Here is a 19,635-nt window from a genome sequence, read left to right as displayed (position 1 = left end):
CCACCATGCCTGTGCGGTTCCGCGCATTGGCCGGTGCGGTGATGTTGGTGGCCGGTTTCGGCCTAACCGGTTGTGACAGTTCGGCTGACGCCGTCGACTACATCGTCGACGGCGCTCTGCCCACCTACAACACCGCGTCGGTCGTCGGCGCGGCATCCGGTGCGCCGCAGGCCTTTTCGCGGGTGCAGACAGGCTTCAACTTTCGCGGGCCCGACGGGCAGGTGGTCGCCGACCGTGACTTCGGCACCGTCTCTGTCGTCGGCCGCGCCCCGCTGACCCTCGACTACAAGATCAACGACAGTGCCGTGTACTCCGACGGCAAGCCCGTCACCTGCGACGACATGGTGCTGGCCTGGGCCGCGCAGTCGGGGCAGTTCCCGGCGTTCGACGCGGCCAGCCGTGCTGGATACGCCGATCTCGCCGCCGTCGACTGCACCCCGGGCCAGAAGCGGGCTCGCGCCGTCTTCGTCCGTGACCGCGCGGTCACGGACTACGGGCAGTTGTTCGCCGCGACGTCGATGCTGCCGGCGCACGTGCTGGACGACGCATTGGGCCTCGGCGACGGCGGAGTGGCGAAGGCGCTGCAAACCGGCGACGGACCGACCATCGACAAGATCGCCGAGGCCTGGAACACCACCTGGGATCTGAAACCCGATGCGGACCTCAAGCGGTTCCCGTCGGCCGGCCCGTACAAGCTGGCGTCGGTGGCCAAGGACGGCTCGATCACCTTGGCGGCCAACGACAAATGGTGGGGCGCCAAGCCAGTGATCGGCAAGATCACGGTGTCACCGCGCGGCGCCGACCTGGCGAGCCGGATCAAGTCGGGCAAGGCCGAGATCGTCGATGTCGCCGCCGGGGTGATCGGCAAGGACGATGTGCCGGCGAGTTACACCCGCAAGGACAGCGCCTCAGATGACATCCAGCAGTTGATCTTCGCGGCGCAGGGTGCGCTGGCCGATCCCGGTGCGCGCCGAGCCGTCGCGCTCTGCACGCCGCGGGACGCCATCGCCGCTGCGGTCGGGGTGCCGGCCAGCAACGCCCGGCTGAACACCGCGTCTGACGATTCCCTCGCGGTGGCCGAAAACGTGGATGCGAGTGGACAATTCGCCGCCGCCGACGTGGACGGCGCGCGCGCTGCCGTCAACGGCCAGCCCCTGACGGTGCGGATGGGCTATCGCGGCCCGGACGCTCGGCTGGCGTCGGTGGTCGCCGCGATCACCAAGTCGTGCGCCGCTGCCGGCATCACGGTGCAGGAGGTGGCGTCGCCGACGGTGGGCGCACAAAGCCTGCGCGCCAACGACATTGACGTGTTGCTGTCCGGTGGCGGGGGAGCCGCGGGTAGCGGGTCCAGTGGTTCGTCGGTGGTGGATTCGTACGCCTTGCACAGCGGCAACGGCAACAACCTGTCGGGATATGCCAACGAGCGGGTCGACGGCGTCATCGCCGCCCTGGCGATCATCACCGATCCCAAGGAGCAGGCGCGCCTGCTCGGCGAAGGGGCGACGGTGCTGTGGGGCGACGTGCCGACCCTGCCGCTGTACCGCCAGCAGCGGACCCTGCTGGTGACGAACGACATGACGTTGGTGCGCGCCAACCCCACGCGGTGGGGTGCCGGCTGGAACATGGACCGTTGGGGGAGCAAATGAGTGACCTGAATACCCTCTTCGCCGAACTGGTCCGTGAGGTGCCGGATTTCCCGGAGCCCGGTATCCAGTTCAAGGATCTGACGCCGCTGCTGGCCGACGGCCGCGGACTGGCGGCCGTGACGGCAGCACTGGCCGAAGTGGCTGACGGCGTGGACCTGGTCGCCGGTATCGACGCCCGCGGCTTCCTGCTGGGCGCCGCGGTCGCGACGCGGTTGGGTACCGGTGTCCTTGCGGTCCGCAAGGGCGGGAAGTTGCCGCCGCCGGTGCACAGCCAGGCCTACGCGCTGGAGTACGGCACCGCCACGCTGGAGATTCCCGCCGACGGGATCGATCTGACCGGCCGGCGTGTTGTCGTCATAGACGACGTGCTCGCCACCGGCGGAACGGTTGCTGCGACGGTCCGTCTGCTGCAGGCGGCGGGTGCGACGGTGACCGCCGCGGCGGTGGTGCTGGAGCTGAATGGCCTGGGTGGACGCGCTGTATTGGAACCGCTGCCGGTCACCAGCCTGTACGTGGTCTGAGGGGCTATTCTCGACAAACCAGGTGTAGGAGGTGTGCGGCGTTGGCTGACGACAAGGTGACGCAGGTTCAATCGGCGCCGCCCGAGCCGACGCCGGGGATGTCACTGGAAACGGCCAAGGGCACGGTCAGTGCATCCCGCCGCGTACGTGCTCGGCTCGCCCGCCGGATGACCGCTCAGCGCAGCCTGGTGAACCCGGTCCTCGAGCCGTTGGTCGCGGTGCATCGGGAGTTCTACCCGAAGGCCGACCTGGTGATCCTGCAGCGTGCCTACGAGATTGCCGAGGAGCGGCACGCGCCGCAGCTGCGCAAGTCCGGCGACCCGTACATCACGCATCCGTTGGCCGTGGCCAACATCCTGGCCGAACTCGGCATGGACACCACGACGCTGGTCGCCGCGTTGCTGCACGACACCGTCGAGGACACCGGCTACACCCTGGAGGCGCTGACCGCCGAGTTCGGTACAGAGGTCGGCCACCTGGTCGACGGCGTCACCAAGCTGGACAAGGTCGTGCTCGGTTCGGCGGCCGAAGCCGAGACCATCCGCAAGATGATCATCGCCATGGCCCGCGATCCGCGCGTGCTGGTGATCAAGGTTGCCGACCGGCTGCACAACATGCGCACCATGCGGTTCCTCCCGCCCGAGAAGCAGGCCCGCAAGGCTCGCGAGACGCTGGAAGTCATTGCGCCGCTTGCTCATCGGCTCGGTATGGCGACCGTCAAGTGGGAGCTGGAGGATCTCTCCTTCGCGATCCTGCACCCCAAACGCTACGAAGAGATCGTGCGACTGGTCGCCGACCGGGCCCCGTCGCGTGATACCTATCTCGCCAAAGTTCGCGCCGAGATCGCCAATTCGCTGCTTTCGATGAAGATCAACGCGACGGTCGAGGGCCGGCCCAAGCATTACTGGTCCATCTACCAGAAGATGATCGTCAAGGGCCGCGACTTCGACGACATCCACGATCTGGTCGGTGTGCGCATCCTCTGCGACGAGATTCGGGACTGCTACGCCGCGGTCGGCGTCGTGCACTCGCTGTGGCAGCCGATGGCAGGGCGGTTCAAGGACTACATCGCTCAGCCGCGGTTCGGTGTCTATCAGTCGTTGCACACGACGGTCGTCGGCCCGGAGGGCAAGCCGCTGGAGGTGCAGATCCGCACCACCGACATGCACCGCACCGCGGAGTACGGCATCGCGGCACACTGGCGGTACAAGGAAGCCAAGGGCCGCAACGGGTTACCGGCGGGCGGCCATGCCACCGAGATCGACGACATGGCGTGGATGCGCCAGCTGCTCGACTGGCAGCGAGAGGCCGCGGACCCCGGCGAGTTCCTGGAGTCGCTGCGTTACGACCTTGCCGTGCAAGAGATTTTCGTGTTCACCCCCAAGGGTGACGTGATCACGCTGCCGGCCGGTTCCACGCCTGTCGACTTCGCCTACGCCGTGCACACCGAGGTTGGGCACCGTTGCATCGGCGCCCGGGTCAACGGGCGCCTGGTGGCGCTGGAGCGCAAGCTCGAAAACGGCGAAGTGGTCGAGGTTTTCACCTCCAAGGCGCAGAACGCCGGCCCGTCGCGGGACTGGCAGACGTTCGTGGTCTCGCCGCGCGCGAAGGCCAAGATCCGGCAGTGGTTCGCCAAGGAACGGCGTGAAGAGGCGCTGGAGACCGGCAAGGACGCCATTGCCCGTGAAGTGCGCCGCAGCGGAATGCCGTTGCAGCGGTTGATGAACGCCGAACTGATGGCCACGCTGGCCCGCGAGCTGCGCTACGCAGATGTCTCGGCGCTGTACACCGCAGTCGGTGAAGGACATGTCTCAGCCCGGCACGTTGTGCAGAGGCTGGTGGCCACGCTCGGTGGTGACGACGAGGCCGCCGACGAGATCGCCGAACGGTCGACGCCGGCCACCATGCCGGTGCGCCGCCGCACGAATGACGATGTGGGCGTGGCGGTTCCGGGCGCACCCGGGGTGCTGTGCAAACTGGCAAAGTGCTGCACGCCGGTGCCCGGCGACAACATCATGGGTTTCGTGACCCGTGGCGGTGGCGTCAGCGTGCACCGGACTGATTGCACCAACGCCACGTCGCTGCAGGAGCAGGCCGAGCGCATCATCGACGTGAAATGGGCGCCGTCGCCGTCGTCGGTGTTCCTGGTAGCCATCCAGGTTGAGGCGTTGGATCGCCACCGGCTGTTGTCCGACGTCACGCGGGTGCTGGCCGACGAGAAGGTCAACATCCTGTCGGCATCGGTCACCACGTCCAACGATCGAGTTGCGATCAGCCGCTTCACTTTTGAAATGGGTGATCCGAAGCACCTCGGTCATGTGCTGAACGTGGTGCGCAACGTCGAGGGCGTATACGACGTCTACCGTGTGACTTCAGCCGCGTAGCGGGCTTTTTCGCTGTTACTCGCGATTTGAGCAAACCCGTACTCAGCGCTGCGCAAGATTGGTGCAGGACTGCGGTCTGCGGTGCGGGTAATCTCAGATGCGGGACTGTCCAGAAGTGGGGGTGGACGCGTTGAGCGGTGAACTGAAAATCGACCTGGAGACCATGTCGTGGTCGGCTGGCACGGTGGACCCGGCTGAGAGTGCGAGTATCCCCGCGGGCGGTGACCCGGTCAGCTTGATGCTCTCGTCATACATTCCAGGGTTGGTTGACGGAGCGAACGCAAAGGTCGCGGCTGCGCAGGCGGAAGATCATGCGTTTGCAGGAAAGGTGTCGTCGGCTAAGGGCGCCTACCAGAGCGGGGACGACGCGGGTGCGCAGGCGATCCAGAAGGCCGACGGCAATCTGAATCCGGCATCTGCGACGGGAAAGTCTGGCGGCGGCGCTGACGGCGGCATGGGCCAGTTCGGCCAGATGATGGGCATGGCGATGCAGGCCTTCCAGGCCCCCGCGCAGGCGATGCAGGCGCTGGGCTCGGTGCCGCAGACCGCGATGCAGGCTGCCCAGCAGATCGGGCAGCAGGTCCAACAGTTGGCTGGCCAGGCCGGCAAAGACGGCGGCAAGCCGGGCGAGGCCGGCGCTGGTGCAGCTGGTGCAGCCGGGGCGGGCGGCGCCGGTGGCCCGCAGGCCAAGCCGGAGGATCGCAAGCCGGGCGAGGAAAAGGCCGGCGAGGAAAAGCGGGACGAGAAGGCCGACGAAAAGAAGGATCGCGAGGCCGACAAGAAGCACGCCGCGGCCGGACCGACCAGTGGCCCCACCGCGCCGGTTCCGCCGTCGTCGCCTGCCCCGCGGTCGGGGCGCCACGCCGCAAATCCTGCGGTTGATGTGTAATTTTCGGTCTTGACTGTTTTGCGTTGTGAGTTTGTGAGGGAGGGCGATCTGTGACGCAACCGCCGACGTGGGGTGCGCCCCCGCCGCAGCAGCCGGGTGGCTGGCCTGGCCAGCCTGCGCCAGGTCAGCCTGTGCCAGGTCAGCCTGGTCCGGGTGGGCAGTGGGGTCCGCAGCAGCCGTGGCCGGCGCCGGTTCCGCCGAAGAAGAGCGGTGCCGCGAAATGGGCCATCGGGGCGGTGTCATTGGTCGCGGTGATCGCACTGACGGCCACGGTTGCCGTGTCATGCACCAAGAACAGCGGTGACAGCAACGGTGGTGGCGGAGGTGGCACCAAGACTTCGGCCGCACAGTCGGACGTTGCGAGCGCGAACGACAATGGCCCGGTCGGGATCATCACTGAAGATCCGTCGTGTGCGCCGTGGACGCCAATCACTAATACGTTGGCGGGCGTCGAGAGTAACGGTTGGCTAAAGCGAGACCCGTCGATCCCGCTCGGGGCGTGGACACCGGAGGCTCGGGGGCAGTACGAGGCGGTTGGCAAGGCAATGCGTAAAGCTGCTGACCAAGCGGTGCCACTTTCCAAAATGACGACGCATCGGGTGATGCGCGAAATGTATGGGCAATTCATAGCCTACTCACGCGCCTACGCGGACAGTCTGATGACCTATACCGCGGTTGACGATAATTTGGCCAGTGCCGCCTCGACGGCGTCATTGGTTATTACATATGTCTGTGGTGCAGTTATTTCGGGGGCTGCGGAGGCTCGCGCATCCTTGGTGCCTGCTCCGGCGCCGCCACCGACTGTGGCCCCTGTCGGGAACCTATCCAATCCGCAACGAATATTTGATACGCCAGACACGGTATGTTCTGAATTGAGTCCGACTTTGCAGCAGCTATTACAGAACCCCGTGTTCAAGAGTTGGGTCAATGGTGATCCTTCTGTTCCAGCGGCCAATCTGCCACCCGATCAGCAGGCTCTAGCTGATGCGGTTGCACCTTTGATGACCTCAACCGCCGATGCCCTTGAGACGCTCGCGAAAAAGACGTCCAATCCGGTTGTGCGGGATTTCATCGAATTGGGGGTCCAGTACCGGCGCACTTTTGTTCAGGCGCTGGCGACATATCAAGCGAACGATCAGGACGTTTACCTGGCCGGTCAGTATGCGCCTGGGGTTGTGTCAATGGCATGCAGATACGCTGCTAGTTAGGCGGTGGTAGTTCCGTGTCGGAAGTTGCTATTGCAGTTCGCATCAGTTGCGCTCTGAGTCTCGCGAATCCATGTAGTTCTCGTGATGATTGGATTACGTATGCCTAGCATCGAGCGCTATCACGATGGTGAATATGGCAAGCAAACGGTAGTCGGTCCCGCGTTTCCGGATGTCGATGAAAACGTGCTGAATGATATCGCCGTCCGTCTCATGGCATTGGGAGATCGACTCGATGGTGAGGTAATTCCGCACCATGCGCACCAGAGGATGACACTCGCAGACTGGCAGGGGGAGGCTGGTCGGCTGGCAGGGCAATCGGCGACTGCTGTTCTCGGCTCATATGGTGACGCGTGCAAGGCCGCCTACGACGCGGCGCGAAAAGTGTTTCGCGCCGAAGCCGCAGTGGTTCAGACCAAGAATGCAGTTAATAAGACTGCCGAAATTACGGAACAGGTCTGTCAGGCATTTAAGACGGCCTGCGAAAAGATGTTGGCGGCTGAAGAGGCAGCTAGGCAGGCAGGCGATACCGCAGGTGCAAACACTTTTCACAATTCGGCTGTGACATTTGCCAACCTTGTTCAGAAGATGATTGGCGTTGGTCTCAAGGAAAACACGAATGCGGTAGCGGCGTGTGCGACGAGTCTCGCAGGCGAGTTGGACATCCCGAAAGGGACTCCGGGGGCCGATGGAAATGTGCTGCCTCCAGCTCCAGCTCCGGCGCCGCAGGGGCCCGAGGGGCCCGGGATTCCGGGAGTGGGGAAAACCGGGGGAGTGCCCGGCGTCTCGCCTGGTGGCGGCGGGGATAAGGGGGCGTCGTCCGAAGCTGGTCCTGGAGCTGCGACTCAGCGGGAGGTCAAGCCGGAGGTGCAGAGAACCCCCGGGGACAAAGGGGGCGTTGCTGAAGCTGGCCATGGCGCCGTCGATCAGCGGGAGGTTAAGCCGGAAGTCCGAGCGACCCCTGGCAACAAAGGCGGTGTTGCTGAAAGTGGCCCTGGGGCGGACATGGCTGGTGAACCGGGAGGGCATGCGCAAGCTGCCTACGGGGGAGGAAACAATGGATCCTCGAATCCTGGGGGCGCAAATGCCAGCGGTGGCAGCGGGTCGGTGATGCCAGCGCCGCCGCGATCGTCGCAAGCGACAACGTCGACCGGCGCGCCCTCGGCGTCGTCTGCCTCTAGTTCAGCCTCAGGAAGCCCCTCAGGCTCCCCGACCGGCCAGGGCGCGGGGCAAGGCACCGGCCAGCAAACCGGCCAGCAGGGCCAAGGCCAGGGGCAGCAGACCCCGAAGAACCCGTTCGGGCAGCTACCGACGCAGCCGTTGGGCGCGGCGGCAACTGCCGCGTCACTAGCGACTCCGGAGCCGGCCGCACAAACCGGTGCAGCGTCGGGCACCTCGGCCGCGGCGGGCGCAGCCACCGGCGGCACCAGCGGCGGTGCAGCGCCCGTCGCGCAGGCAGCGGCTAGCACCGCAGCCGCTCCGACAGGCACGCCGGCCGGCGCGGCGCCGGCTGCTCCGCTGGGTCCGGCTCCGACGCCGTCCCCGGCCGCGCCCGTCGCTCAGCCGGGTGCGGGTGCCGGCGGTCCGGGCGGCCCAGGTGTCGCGCCGATGTCGGCCAACCAGCAGCAGAACGCCGCTGCGGCGGCGCCGATCCCGGTGACGGCGGCGCGGGCCGAGCGCGACGCGATGGCGGCTGCAGCGCGGGCCGGTTTGGTGCGAAAGTCGGCGGGCGACGCGGATGTGCAGTTCGCCGAGCGGATCGCCGCGGCGCTACACGCTCCGCCGTCGATCCCGCCGATGGCGTGGAACTTCGTGTGGGCGGTCGGCGTGACGACCAACGGCGAGATCATTGCCGCGAATTCCTATGGAGTGTCGTTCATTCCGGACGGGATGTGTCTACCGTCGCAGGTCATTTTTGTCAGCGCCGACGAGAATGTCCCGGCGGGCCAGCGTGGCCGCTGGGTTCGTGAGCCGTTTGTCGCGCTCCAGGCGTGGTGCACGTTCTACGAGAAGACGCTGAAGGTGGTCATCGGCACCGAGCAGGAAGTGCAGCCGTTCGCCGGCAGCCTGCAGACGAAAGTCATTCCGCCGGAGGATATTCCGACCGACGGACTGATGAAGGGCCGCACCCGTCTGGAGATCATCGCGCCCGAGGCGGCGGCGAAGCTGGCCGAATGGCCGGACGCGCAGCTGCACGAAGCCCTGCCGCCGCAGCCTGTTCAGCTGGTACCGCCGGACCCGGCGGCGATCGGCAAGGCGTGGATGGAATCGATCCGGCCGTTGATGCAGACGACGGGCGAGACCTACCGGACGGCGCACCTGGAGAAGCTGGCCGCCTACGGCCGGCTGCAGGAGGCCGCGGCGCTGTACCGCGCGTACACCGCGCCGCACGCGGCCGACCTGCGGGCAGCGATCACCGATTGGGTGTGGTGGCAACAGTTCTCGACGATTCAGGGCGACGCCCAGCTCGTGGAACTGGGCGCCTAGCCCTACATACCCTTGGGCAGCATCGCCAGCTGGCGGCTCTGCACGACGACCTGACCGGTGGAGTCGAGGATGACGTGGTCTTCCTCGAACCAGGTCTCACCGACCACCGTCGAGCTGGCCTGCACCCGCAGCCAGCCCGGCGCGGGCCGCCGTCGCACGTAGGTGGTGAGCTGCACGGTCGGCGTCCAGCCGAAATGCCCCTGATTCATGGTGACCGGGGGAGTGATGTCGCCCGCCATCAATGCGAACAGCAGAGCGGTGTCGGGATTGGCCTCGTCATCGGCGAAGGGCCGCAGCCACATTCGATTGATGGGGTCGCCCTCTTCGCCGGAGAGGAACGGTGTCGCTGCGTCCAGGAAGAACTCGCAGCCCTGCGCCACGTGCACCAGCTCGCCAACCACCTGGCCCGCGGTGACGCGCACCGCATCCGCCGGCGGTTCGACCGGTAGGTAAGACACCGCCAGCGATTCCTGCAGACGCGGCGGCTTGGCATCGAGTGGGCCGAGGGTGACAGCACAGCTGACCGCCGCGCGCCCATCCTGGGACAGCTGGACGTCGACCAGGGCGACCTGGCGCCCGTGCTTGCGGACCGTCGTCATCAGCTGCACCTCGCCGGGGTCAGGTGCATTCAGGTAGTTGGCTGACACGGCGACCGGGGCCAGTTCGGACTCGGATCCGATGGCCTGCTGCGCGGCCGCGGCGCACACCGCCATCATGCAGCCCCCGTGCACCTTCGGGCCGATGGTCCACACCGGGTCGATGGTGGCGGTGAAGATGCCATCGCCCACCGCGGTGACGGTGGTGAGGTCGGTGAACGGGCGCGCAGTCATTTCATCTCAAACGGTGACGTGGTGGTTGCTGATTCCAGAACAGGCAAAGATCGCTACCGGTTGGCCCGGATCTCGATGTCACCTGCGGAAACGGTGGCAGCATTTGGATCATCGGTGACGATCACGCCAACCTGGTTTCCGGATTCGCGGTCGACGAAGCACAGCGGCCCCCGGCCGTTCTGCAGATGTTTGTCGCCCCACTGGCTCATCGCGAGGTACACCGGCAGCAGATCTTCTCCGGCCGCGGTCAGCTGGTACTCGTCTCGGACGCGCTTGCCGGGCTCCTGATAGGGCACCCGGACCATCAGTTGCGCAGCTTCCAGCTGCTTGAGGGCGCGGGACACCGCGGGCGCCGACGTCCCGATCCGGTCGACGAAGTCTTCGAATCGTGTTGTGCCGAAAAGGCTTTCGCGGACCGCGAGGAACACCGTCTTGGTGCTGAGCAAGTCCAGCAGCTTGGCCACCGAGCAGCCATCGCCGATCGTCCACTGCCGGTCGCGCAGTCGTTCTTCGAACTCCATCACACCCTCTTTTTGGATAACGCTTGCGTTACTCAGATATCCGTGCTTCCATCTTAGTAACGACTTCGTTATTCAGCAAGGGAGAGTGGTCAAGATGGTCGCAGTGGCAGGCAAAGTGGTTGTGGTAACCGGCGGTCGACGGGGTCTGGGCGCCGCCCTGGTCGACGAACTGCTGGCCAGGGGAGCGCGCAAGGTCTACTCGACGGGCCGGTCGTCGTTCGCCGACGAACGACCGGAGGTCGTCCCCGTCGAACTCGAAGTGCGTTCGGAGGAGTCGGTCGCCGCGTTCGCGGACATCGCATCGGACGCTGAGATCGTGTTCAACAACGCCGGCATCCTGTTGCCCGGCTCGCTGCTGACCGGTGGTTTCGACGATATCGAGGCCACCTTCGACATCAATGTCTTCGGGCCGTTGCGGGTGGCTCGGGCCTTCGCGCCGATCCTGGCGGCCAATGGCGGCGGCGCCCTGGTTAACATGCACTCGGTGCTGTCGTGGGTCGCGGGTAGCGCGGCATACGGCGCCTCCAAGGCGGCGATCTGGTCGGTCACCAACTCGCTGCGTGGCGAGCTCGCCGGCCAAGGCACGCAGGTGGTTGGCGTTCACGCCGGATTGATCGAGACCGACATGGCCGCAGATATCCCCGGACCCAAGACCACCGCCGTCGACATCGCGACGCGCATCCTCGACGGCCTGGAATCCGGCGCGGTCGAGGTCTTGGCCGACGATGTCTCGGTGGGCGTCAAGTCGGCGTTGTCGGGCCCGGTCGAGAACCTGACCTTCGCGATGGCAGTGTGAAAAACCATGCCGCTGTGGACCATTCACCACACACCGGACTTCTTCACCGCCGAGGATAAGCGGGAGTTGGCGTCCCGGATCACTGATCACTACGAGAAGGCCGGGCTGCCGCGGTTCTACGTCGTCGTCATCTTCAACGAAACCCGTTCGGGCGACCTGTATGTCGGCGGTGAACAAACAGATGTCGCGCTGCGGGTGGTCATCGACCACATCGCCCGGCGCGCCGCAGACAAAGAGCACCGCAACCGGGTTGCGCACTGGATCAAGTCGATCCTGAGCCCATACCTGGACGGTCGCGACAACCTGCACTGGGAGTTCCACGTCGACGAGACCAGCGAGGACCTCTGGATGATCAACGGATTGATTCCGCCGCCCATGGGCTCCGACGCTGAAAGGCGTTGGGTCGCAGAGAACGCGGTTTCTGCGTACTGATCACGTCAATGCTGCCGTAGGGGTCACGACCCCAACGGCAGCATTGCCATTTGTCGACTCTGCACGACCACCTGGCCGTTGGCGTCGAGGATGACGTGATCCTCTTCGAACCAGGTGTCGCCGACGACGGTGGAACTGGCCATGACTCGCAGCCAACCGGGTGCCGGCCGGCGGCGCAGGTAGGTGGTCAGCTGGACCGTCGGCGTCCACCCGAAGTGCCCGCGGTTCATCGTGACCGGAGGTGTGATGTCACCGGCCATCAGCGCGAAGAGCAGGGCCGCATCCGGGTCGGCTTCGTCGGATGCGAAGGGACGCAACCATAACCGCGTCACCGGCTCGCCTTCGGCGCCGGTGAGGAACGGCGTGGCGGCGTCCAGACGCATGTCGCAGCCCTGCGCCACGTGGACGACGTGCCCGACGGGATGGTCGGGAGTGACCGGTACCGCATCAGCCGGTGGCTCGGCCGGCATGGCCGTCGCGGCCAGTGGCACCTGATGGCGCGGCGGCTTCGTGTCGAGCTGCCCGAGCGTGACCGAACACGTCACGGCGACCCGGCCGCGTTGGGACAACTCGACCTCGACGAGGTTCACCTGGCGGCCGCGTTTGCGGATCGTGGTGCTGAGTTGGACCTCGCCGGGGTCAGGTGCGCTGAGGTAGTTGGCGCTCAACGCAATCGGTGCCAGTTCGGCGGCGTCGGGGACGCTGCGTCGAGCGGCTGCGGCGCACACCGCCATCATGCAGCCGCCGTGCACCTTGGGGCCGATGGTCCACCTGGCGTCGATGTTGGCGGTGAACGTACCGGCATCGACGGCGGTGACGGTCGTCAGATCGGTGAAGGGGTGGGATGTCATGCCATCTCCAATTCCGGTGTTGTGCTTGCGGTTTCAGTGGTGCGAGCGGGACGGGTGCGGACCTTCAGGGGCCACCAGAACCAGCGTCCGAGCAGCGCCGCGATCGACGGGGTGATCAGGGAGCGCACCACGAAGGTGTCGAACAACAGGCCGAGCCCGATCGTGGTGCCGATCTGGCCGACCGATCGCAGGTCGCTCGCGATCATCGAGATCATGGTGAACGCGAACACCAGCCCGGCCGCGGTGACCACGCCGCCGGTGGCGCCGGTGGCACGAATCAGTCCGGTGCGCAGACCCGCGCCGATCTCTTCCTTGAAGCGCGACACCACCAACAGGTTGTAGTCGGAACCGACGGCCAGCAGCACGATCACCGACATCGCGATCACCAGCCATTGCAACTCGATGCCCAGGAAGTACTGCCAGATAAGGACGGACAGGCCGAAGGACGCGGCGAGGGACAGCACCACGGTGCCGACGATCACGATCGACGCGACCAGCGCCCGCGTGATCAGCAGCATCACCACGAAGATCAGGATGATGGCAGCGAGCGCCGCGATCAGCAGGTCGTAGTGCGCGCCCTGCTGGATGTCCTTGTAGGTGGCGGCGGTACCGCCCAGGTAGAACTTCGCACTGGCCAGCGGCGTGCCCTTGACTGCTTCCTTGGCGGCCTGCAACTCGGCGTCGACGTGCGAAATGCCTTCCAGGGTGGCCGGATCCACATCATGGGTGACGATGAAGCGCGCCGCCTTGCCGTCGGGGGACAGCATCAGCTGCATACCGCGCTGAAAATCGGGGCTGCTGAAGGCTTCTGGCGGCAGGTAGAACATGTCGTCGTTCTTCGCGTCGTCGAACGTCTGGCCCATGGCCGCGGCAGTGTCGGTCATCCGCTCCATCTGGGTGACCATGCCGTCGAAGGTGCTGCGCATCGTCTGCATCAGATCGCGGACGTCGGAGGACAGGCTGATCATCGGCGGCAGCTGCGCGGCGATCTGCGGTGTCACCGTGTCGAGCCTGCCCATCGCGTCGGACAGTGCCTTGGTGTTGTCGGCGAGCCGGTCGAAGCCATCGGTCGCGTCGAACACCGAGCGCATCGCATGGCAGATCGGAATGTCGAAGCAGTGCGGCTCCCAGTAGAAGTAGTTCCGCAGCGGCCGGAAGAAGTCGTCGAAATCGGCGATCTGGTTGCGCAATTCGGCGGTGGTGGCCGACATGTCCTGTGCCGCAACATCTCCAGCGTGCGTGGCGTCGGCCAGCTGCACGCTGAGCTCGTGCATGTGCCGCATGATGCCGATCATCGAGGTGAGGTGGTCGGTCATGGTCTGGATGTCGCCGAGCCGAGCCTTCATGAACTGCAGGTTTTCGTTCATCGAGACGGCCTGGGCGCTGATCTGGAACGGCACCGAGCCGTGTTCCATCGGCGGTCCGAGAGGCCGGGTGATGCTCTGCACCCGCGCGATGCCCGGTACCCGGAAGATGTTCTTCGCGATCCGGTCCAGCACCAGCATGTCCCGGGAGTTCCGCAGGTCGTGGTCGGCTTCGACCATCAGCATGTCGGGGTTCATTCGCGCTGAGGTGAAATGCTTTTCGGCAGCCGCGTAGCCGATGTTGGACGGCACGTCTTTCGGCACGTAGAAGCGGTTGTCGTAGTTGGTGCGGTACCCGGGCAGGGCCAGCACGCCGACCAGCGCGGCGGCGGTGGCCGCGACCAGGATGGGCCCGGGCCACCGGACCACGGCAGTGCCGACGCGGCGCCAGCCGCGGGTCTTGTTGGCGCGCTTGGGGTCCAGCAGACCGAAGTGGGTGCTGACGACCATCACCGCGGGTGCGAATGTCAGCGCCATCACCAGGATGACGATCATGGCGGTCGCGCAGGGCAGGGCCAGGGTGTTGAAGTAGTTCAGCCGGGTGAACAGCAGGCACATCATGGCGCCGGCGATGGTCAGCCCGGAGCCGAGGATGACGTGATAGACGCTGGAAAACGTTGAATAGTAAGCGGTTACCCGGTCCTCGCCGGCACTGCGCGCTTCGTGATACCGGCCGACCAAGAAGATCCAGTAGTCGGTGCCGGCGGCGATCGCCAGGGCGGTCAGCACGCTGACCGCGAAGGTGGACAGGCTGATGGCATGGATGTGCCCCAGCACGGCGACCATTCCGCGGGCCATGCTCATCTCGGTCAGCACGACCAGCAGGGCAATGAATGTCGTTGCGAGGGAGCGGTATACGACCAACAACATCACGGCGATGACGACGAGCGTCACCACGGTCATCTTGACCATGCTCTTGTCGCCGGCTTCGTTGGTGTCGGCCACCAGGGCCGCCTGACCGGTGACGAAGGCTCTCACGTCGGCCGGTGGATGACTGCGATCGACGATGTGCCGTACGGCGTCGACGGATTCGACGCCCTGCGTGGATCCCTGGTCGCCGCGCAGGTTGACCTGGACGTACGCCGCCTTGTGGTCTTCGCTCTCGGAGCCCGCCGAGGTGATGCGGTCGCCCCAGAAGTCCTGCACATGCTCGATGTGGGTGGTGTCCCGCTGCAGCTGTTGGACCAGATCGCCGTAGTACTGCCGCGCTGTGTCACCGAGCGCCTGGTCGGACTCGATGATGATCATCAGCACGCTGTCCGAGTCGAATTCGCCGAACTTGGTGCCGATGTGCTTGGTCGCGATAACCGACGGCGCATCCTGCGGGGAGAGGGACACGGCGTTGTTCGCGCCGACGACTTCGAGCTTGGGCACCAGCAGATTGGTGGCCGCGGTGGCAGCCAGCCAGATCAGGATGATCGGCACCGACAGGATGCGGATCAGTCGCGGATAGCCGCCGCGGGTGCTGTGCTGGCCGCTCATGCTGCTTTCACCAGGCAAAAGGTGGTCGCCGATGCGCCCTCGGCGGCCTGGTGGTCGCGGAGTTCGCCATTGACCGTGATCCGACAGGTCAGCCGGTTGCTGTCACCCTGCGCGACGAGGTTGGCGAACACGCTCGGCACCGTCGTGGTCAGCGTCTTCGACCAGGGCAGTGAGGTGAAGCGCTCCTGCTGCGGCTGCGCCCGTTCGTCGACGTAGCTGATCATCCCGGAGGTGCCCGACGGTCCGTCGACCTCGTACGTCACGTACTTCGGGATCGTGGAAACGATGTTGTCCGTGCGGGATTCGGCGGACTGCTGGCTGCCGAACACGCCGTGGAAGCGGTCGATGATGAAACCCCCGACCGTGACGACCGCGACAACGGTCAACAGCACCCAGCTGCGCCGCGCAGCCTTGAGCAACCAGTTCATGAAAAGCACCATACGACCGTATGTATACGCATGTATAGTTACGGTGCGGTGGCGACCGTCACACCTCGCCATCCGGCGGCGATTAGGGTGAAGGCATGGCAGGGTCGACACGGCAGCGGAATGTGCGAGGACAAGGCGCACTGCTGCGCGACGAAATCCTGGCGGCCGCGATCCGGGTGGTCGACGCGTCCGCGTCCACCAACGAGGTGTCGTTGCGCAGCATCGCGCGCGAAGCCGGCATCTCCAACATGTCGGTGTACGCCCATTTCGACAGCCGCGAGGACGTGCTGGCCGCCGTTGCGGAGTTGAGCTGGGACCAGGTGCGCCAGGACATCGCCGAGCAGGTGCCCAGTGGCAAGACGCGACGAGAGCGGCTGCTGCTCGGGTGCCGCGCGTATGTCGCCTTCGCCCAACGCTTTCCGTTGCGGTACGTCCTGATGGTCAAGGTCGACGAGATCACCCCGTCGGCGCGTCAGGCGCTCGAGGTGGTGACCCGCGGGCTGCTGGCCGCCGGCGGCATGGACCCCGACTCTGAGCCGGGACCCGACGCGCAGCGGATGGCCGCGGCGCTGTCGGTGGCGCTGCACGGCGTCGCGATGCTGCACCGCACCGACACCCCGCATCTGTGGATGAGCGATTTCAGCACCTGCGAAATCATCCAGACCATGGTGGACGCGGCCATCCTGCAGCTCGAGCGCGGGGCATGATGGAAGTCATGCGGATGATTTCGGCGGCTGTATGCGCCGCGACCACAATGGTTTGCTTGTCGTCGATTGCTGGGGCGACGCCGGAGAACTTCCCGGACCTGTCCACGTACCAACAGGTCAACCCCGAGAACTACGGTGGCGAATTCAGTTACGCCACTGCAGGAGTACGCTTCCGGACCCCGGACGGTTTGCACTGTTCGCTCAGTCGCAACATGAAGGCGAGCTCGTCTGTCGCGAGTTGCCGCGGCAAATTGCCGGGCGCCAACGGGGCCACGGGTGTCATGGCATCGACCTTCGCGCCGACCACCTGGCAACAGGTCGATTTGGGCAAGCCGGAGACCTATCAGGAGATGCGGCAGGAAGGCTCGCGTGAGGTTCCGCTGGACCCTTCGGCGTTCAAGCCACTACCGGCCGGCAGCCGGATCACCTATCAGAACATCAGCTGCGCGGTCAGTGACGCGGTGACAACGGCATGCATCATCGGCAGTGCCGCAACAACATTGGATGAACACGGCTTCGTGCTGCAGCCGGGCGGCAGTTGGATTTTCTGACCGTCGCCCGACCCCTACTTCTTCTTCGCCTCCCGCCAACCCCGCTCGAACGGCAGCCGCCAGGCGTTCGGTGCGATCAGTTGGTGAATGGCGTTGGGACCCCAGGTGCCGGGCTGGTAGTTCTTCACCGGCGGCGGATCCTCCAGCAGTGCAGCCGAATTCGCCCACAGGGACTCGATGCCCTCAGCGGTGGTGAACAGGGTGTGGTCGCCGCGCATGGCGTCCAGGATCAGCCGCTCATAGGCCTCCAACACCTGATCGGCACCGTCGGCCTCCCCAGCCGAGAACTGCATCGACAGCTTCTCCAGCTTCATGCCCGGCCCCGGTCGCTTGCCGTAGAACGACAGCGACACCTTCGAGTTGTCGGCGAGGTCGAAGGTCAGGTGGTCGGGTCCCTGGGAGCCGACGCCAGAGCCCGACGGGAACATGGTGCGCGGGGCCTCTTTGAACGCGATCGAGATGATGCGCATGCCTTCGGCCATCTTCTTGCCGGTGCGCAGGTAGATGGGGACGCCGGCCCAGCGCCAGTTGTCGACGCGGACCTTCAGTGCGATGAAGGTCTCGGTATCGGAATCCCTTGATACGCCGTCGAGTTCGCGGTAGCCGGTGAACTGGCCCCGGACCACGTCGGAGCATTTGATCGGCAGCATCGACCGGAAGACCTTGTTCTTCTCCTCGCTGATGGCCCGTGGCTCCAGTGCCGTCGGCGGCTCCATCACCACGAAGGCCATCACCTGCAGCAGGTGCGTCACCACCATGTCCTTGTAGGCGCCGGTGCTCTCATAGAAGTTCGCCCGCTGGTCCAGTCCGAGCATCTCCGGGATGTCGATCTGGATGTGGTCGATGAAGTTGCGGTTCCAGATCGGTTCGAACAGGCCGTTGGCGAACCGGAACGCCAGGATGTTCTGGGCGGCTTCCTTGCCCAGGAAGTGGTCGATCCGGAAAATCTGATCCTCGTCAAACGTTTCGTGGACGAAGTCGTTCAGCTCGACCGCGCTGGCCAGGTCGGTACCGAACGGCTTCTCCATCACGACGCGCGAGCGCTCGACCAGTCCGGCCTCGTCGAGCGTCGCGATCACCGCGCGCGCCGCCTTCGGCGGCACCGAAAGATAGTGCAGCCGGCGCACATTCGGGCCCAGCCTCTTTTCTGCCGCGGCCACCGCTGCCGCCAGTCCCGACGGTCCGGCGCCCTGCGGGACGTAGGTGAGCGTCGCGGCGAACCGTTCCCACTGCTCGGGTGTCAGGTGATGGCTGCCGAATTCGTCGATCGCGGCCCTGGCCAGCTCCCGGAACTCGTCGATGGTCAGGTCCTCCAACGAGGTCCCGACGATCTGGATGTCAGGTGCCAGTTCGGACTGGTCCAGATAGGCCAGGCCGGGCAGCAGTTTGCGTTTGGCGAGATCGCCGGTCGCGCCGAACAACACGATGACGTGCGGGTCGACGGCGACATCGTCGTGACGGTTCGGCCGTGAGCCGGGCGCGGGGTACGAGATGGTCTGCGGTTTGGTGTTCGCCACGATGCGCATGATTCCACCGCGACGGGGTCCGCGCAGGACCTACAACGAAGAAGGCCCGGTCACCGTGATCGGTGACCGGGCCTCGACGCAAAGCTGTCAGTCCAGCTGGATGTACTTCACGGTGACCGGCTGCGCGGGCTTGCCGTCGCCGGCACCGCCCTCGATGCCGTTCTGGGCGACCTTGTCCAGGGTGGCCAGGCCGGTGGCGTCGACGGTGCCGAACGCGGTGTAGCCCGGAGGCAGCTGCGAATCCTGGTACACCAGGAAGAACTGGCTGCCGTTGGTGTTCGGGCCGGCGTTGGCCATCGCCAGCGTGCCGCGCGGGTAGACGACCGGCTGGCTCAGCGCGGGGCTGTCGGGCTGGTACTGGTTGGTCGGGTACTCGTTGGCGAACTGGTAGCCCGGGCCGCCCATGCCGGAGCCGGTCGGGTCACCGCACTGCAGGACGTCGAGGCCGCCCTTGGTCAGCCGGTGGCACGGGGTGTCGTTGAAGTAGCCCTGTTGTGCGAGGCTGACGAAGCTGTTCACCGTGCACGGGGTCTTGGCGTTGTCCAGCGTCAGCCCGAGGTTGCCCTGGCTGGTGCTCATGCTGGCCGTCACCGTGGCCGGGGTGGTCGGGATCTTGCCGGTGCGCGGCGGGTTGACCTTCTTGCTGGCCTGCTCCGACGATGCCGGGTACTGGCAGTTCTCGCCGAGGCCGGCGGGCGCCACGAACGGCGGCAGCTTGCCGTCGGCGGGCGGGTTCTGCGCCGGGGCCGTCGAGCTCTCGGTCGATGCCGAGGCCGTCGCCGACGAGGACTTGGAGTCCTTGTTGAGGTAGATGACGCCGCCGACGACGCCGCCGACAACTGCGAGCACCGCGACCACGGACGCGGCGATCGTGATGATGCGCTGCTTGCGGGCCTTCTCGGCCCGGCGCTCCAACTGGCGTTCCAGCTTGCGCTTGGCGGTTTCCCGCCGTTGTTCGTTCGTCGGCACCGCCGAAGCCCTCCTCGTCACGGTCGGGGTCAAGTGCCCCGACGTA

At 65.8% G+C, this 19,635-nt stretch carries 17 protein-coding genes; 10 read left to right on the top strand and 7 right to left on the bottom strand.

Annotated features, from left to right (window positions below):
* Positions 1-5: 5 nt before the first annotated feature.
* From A7G45_RS18405 to A7G45_RS18380, 6 genes are all read left to right on the top strand, one after another.
* On the top strand, positions 6-1,646 hold the full coding sequence (locus tag A7G45_RS18405; RefSeq protein WP_260939235.1) for an ABC transporter substrate-binding protein: 1,641 nt from the start codon (positions 6-8) through the stop codon (positions 1,644-1,646).
* Entirely contained in the window at positions 1,643-2,167 is a 525-nt protein-coding gene (locus A7G45_RS18400; RefSeq protein WP_043399167.1) for an adenine phosphoribosyltransferase, read from the top strand. The genes A7G45_RS18405 and A7G45_RS18400 overlap by 4 nt, the downstream gene beginning before the upstream one ends.
* Before the next feature lie 98 nt (positions 2,168-2,265).
* Complete coding sequence (locus A7G45_RS18395; protein WP_231575645.1) at positions 2,266-4,551, top strand: RelA/SpoT family protein; 2,286 nt, start codon at positions 2,266-2,268, stop codon at positions 4,549-4,551.
* A 121-nt stretch (positions 4,552-4,672) separates the two neighbouring features.
* Positions 4,673-5,440, top strand: coding sequence for a hypothetical protein (locus tag A7G45_RS18390; RefSeq protein WP_260939234.1), 768 nt, complete (start codon positions 4,673-4,675; stop codon positions 5,438-5,440).
* Positions 5,441-5,490: 50 nt separating this feature from the next.
* Positions 5,491-6,648: an ESX-1 system-associated protein gene (locus tag A7G45_RS18385; RefSeq protein WP_344258624.1), complete on the top strand. Its 1,158-nt coding sequence runs from the start codon at positions 5,491-5,493 to the stop codon at positions 6,646-6,648.
* A gap of 1,107 nt (positions 6,649-7,755) precedes the next feature.
* The gene (locus tag A7G45_RS18380) at positions 7,756-9,132 is read left to right on the top strand and encodes an EspK C-terminal domain-containing protein (RefSeq protein WP_260939232.1); all 1,377 of its coding nucleotides are present in this window, start codon (positions 7,756-7,758) and stop codon (positions 9,130-9,132) included.
* A 2-nt stretch (positions 9,133-9,134) separates the two neighbouring features.
* Here the strand turns inward: A7G45_RS18380 and A7G45_RS18375 are convergent, their stop codons facing one another.
* Positions 9,135-9,962, bottom strand: coding sequence for a thioesterase family protein (locus A7G45_RS18375; RefSeq protein WP_260939231.1), 828 nt, complete (start codon positions 9,960-9,962; stop codon positions 9,135-9,137).
* Between the two features lie 53 nt (positions 9,963-10,015).
* On the bottom strand, positions 10,016-10,483 hold the full coding sequence (locus tag A7G45_RS18370; RefSeq protein WP_260939230.1) for a winged helix-turn-helix transcriptional regulator: 468 nt from the start codon (positions 10,481-10,483) through the stop codon (positions 10,016-10,018).
* A 94-nt stretch (positions 10,484-10,577) separates the two neighbouring features.
* Between A7G45_RS18370 and A7G45_RS18365 the strand changes: the two genes are divergently transcribed.
* Together A7G45_RS18365 and A7G45_RS18360 are read left to right on the top strand one after the other, a co-directional pair.
* A complete protein-coding gene (locus A7G45_RS18365) occupies positions 10,578-11,279 on the top strand; it encodes an SDR family oxidoreductase (RefSeq protein ID WP_260939229.1) in 702 nt (233 codons plus the stop codon).
* A 6-nt stretch (positions 11,280-11,285) separates the two neighbouring features.
* The gene (locus A7G45_RS18360) at positions 11,286-11,711 is read left to right on the top strand and encodes a tautomerase family protein (protein WP_260939227.1); all 426 of its coding nucleotides are present in this window, start codon (positions 11,286-11,288) and stop codon (positions 11,709-11,711) included.
* A 23-nt stretch (positions 11,712-11,734) separates the two neighbouring features.
* Here the strand turns inward: A7G45_RS18360 and A7G45_RS18355 are convergent, their stop codons facing one another.
* The 3 genes from A7G45_RS18355 to A7G45_RS18345 are packed head-to-tail and all read right to left on the bottom strand — an operon-like array spanning position 11,735 to position 15,836.
* Complete coding sequence (locus tag A7G45_RS18355; protein ID WP_260939226.1) at positions 11,735-12,562, bottom strand: thioesterase family protein; 828 nt, start codon at positions 12,560-12,562, stop codon at positions 11,735-11,737.
* Complete coding sequence (locus A7G45_RS18350; RefSeq protein WP_260939225.1) at positions 12,559-15,408, bottom strand: MMPL/RND family transporter; 2,850 nt, start codon at positions 15,406-15,408, stop codon at positions 12,559-12,561. The genes A7G45_RS18355 and A7G45_RS18350 overlap by 4 nt, the downstream gene beginning before the upstream one ends.
* Positions 15,405-15,836: an MmpS family transport accessory protein gene (locus A7G45_RS18345; RefSeq protein WP_043986306.1), complete on the bottom strand. Its 432-nt coding sequence runs from the start codon at positions 15,834-15,836 to the stop codon at positions 15,405-15,407. The genes A7G45_RS18350 and A7G45_RS18345 overlap by 4 nt, the downstream gene beginning before the upstream one ends.
* A 95-nt stretch (positions 15,837-15,931) precedes the next feature.
* On the opposite strand from A7G45_RS18345, the gene A7G45_RS18340 reads away from it, so the two are divergent.
* A complete protein-coding gene (locus tag A7G45_RS18340) occupies positions 15,932-16,543 on the top strand; it encodes a TetR/AcrR family transcriptional regulator (RefSeq protein ID WP_260939224.1) in 612 nt (203 codons plus the stop codon).
* 56 nt (positions 16,544-16,599) lie between these two features.
* The gene (locus A7G45_RS18335) at positions 16,600-17,094 is read left to right on the top strand and encodes a hypothetical protein (RefSeq protein WP_260939221.1); all 495 of its coding nucleotides are present in this window, start codon (positions 16,600-16,602) and stop codon (positions 17,092-17,094) included.
* Positions 17,095-17,108: 14 nt separating this feature from the next.
* Here A7G45_RS18335 and zwf read toward each other — a convergent pair whose 3' ends face one another.
* Complete coding sequence (zwf, locus tag A7G45_RS18330) at positions 17,109-18,611, bottom strand: glucose-6-phosphate dehydrogenase (RefSeq protein ID WP_133761927.1); 1,503 nt, start codon at positions 18,609-18,611, stop codon at positions 17,109-17,111.
* Between the two features lie 96 nt (positions 18,612-18,707).
* On the bottom strand, positions 18,708-19,589 hold the full coding sequence (locus tag A7G45_RS18325; protein WP_071287274.1) for a peptidylprolyl isomerase: 882 nt from the start codon (positions 19,587-19,589) through the stop codon (positions 18,708-18,710).
* Positions 19,590-19,635 lie beyond the last annotated feature (46 nt).

Source organism: Mycolicibacterium llatzerense (assembly GCF_025331195.1).
Classification (GTDB): Bacteria; Actinomycetota; Actinomycetes; order Mycobacteriales; family Mycobacteriaceae; genus Mycobacterium; species Mycobacterium llatzerense.
Note: the sequence above shows the minus strand (reverse complement) of the source record. Positions and strands in the feature narration are given on the sequence as shown.

Coding starts and splice junctions, on each gene's coding strand:
- A7G45_RS18395 (WP_231575645.1), top strand. CDS start 2,266: ATGTCACTGGAAACGGCCAAGGGCACGGTCAGTGCATCCCGCCGCGTA.
- A7G45_RS18360 (WP_260939227.1), top strand. CDS start 11,286: ATGCCGCTGTGGACCATTCACCACACACCGGACTTCTTCACCGCCGAG.
- A7G45_RS18375 (WP_260939231.1), bottom strand. CDS start 9,962: ATGACTGCGCGCCCGTTCACCGACCTCACCACCGTCACCGCGGTGGGC.
- A7G45_RS18350 (WP_260939225.1), bottom strand. CDS start 15,408: ATGAGCGGCCAGCACAGCACCCGCGGCGGCTATCCGCGACTGATCCGC.
- A7G45_RS18340 (WP_260939224.1), top strand. CDS start 15,932: ATGGCAGGGTCGACACGGCAGCGGAATGTGCGAGGACAAGGCGCACTG.
- A7G45_RS18400 (WP_043399167.1), top strand. CDS start 1,643: ATGAGTGACCTGAATACCCTCTTCGCCGAACTGGTCCGTGAGGTGCCG.
- A7G45_RS18405 (WP_260939235.1), top strand. CDS start 6: ATGCCTGTGCGGTTCCGCGCATTGGCCGGTGCGGTGATGTTGGTGGCC.
- A7G45_RS18365 (WP_260939229.1), top strand. CDS start 10,578: ATGGTCGCAGTGGCAGGCAAAGTGGTTGTGGTAACCGGCGGTCGACGG.
- A7G45_RS18345 (WP_043986306.1), bottom strand. CDS start 15,836: ATGAACTGGTTGCTCAAGGCTGCGCGGCGCAGCTGGGTGCTGTTGACC.
- A7G45_RS18380 (WP_260939232.1), top strand. CDS start 7,756: ATGCCAGCGCCGCCGCGATCGTCGCAAGCGACAACGTCGACCGGCGCG.
- A7G45_RS18370 (WP_260939230.1), bottom strand. CDS start 10,483: ATGGAGTTCGAAGAACGACTGCGCGACCGGCAGTGGACGATCGGCGAT.
- A7G45_RS18355 (WP_260939226.1), bottom strand. CDS start 12,562: ATGACATCCCACCCCTTCACCGATCTGACGACCGTCACCGCCGTCGAT.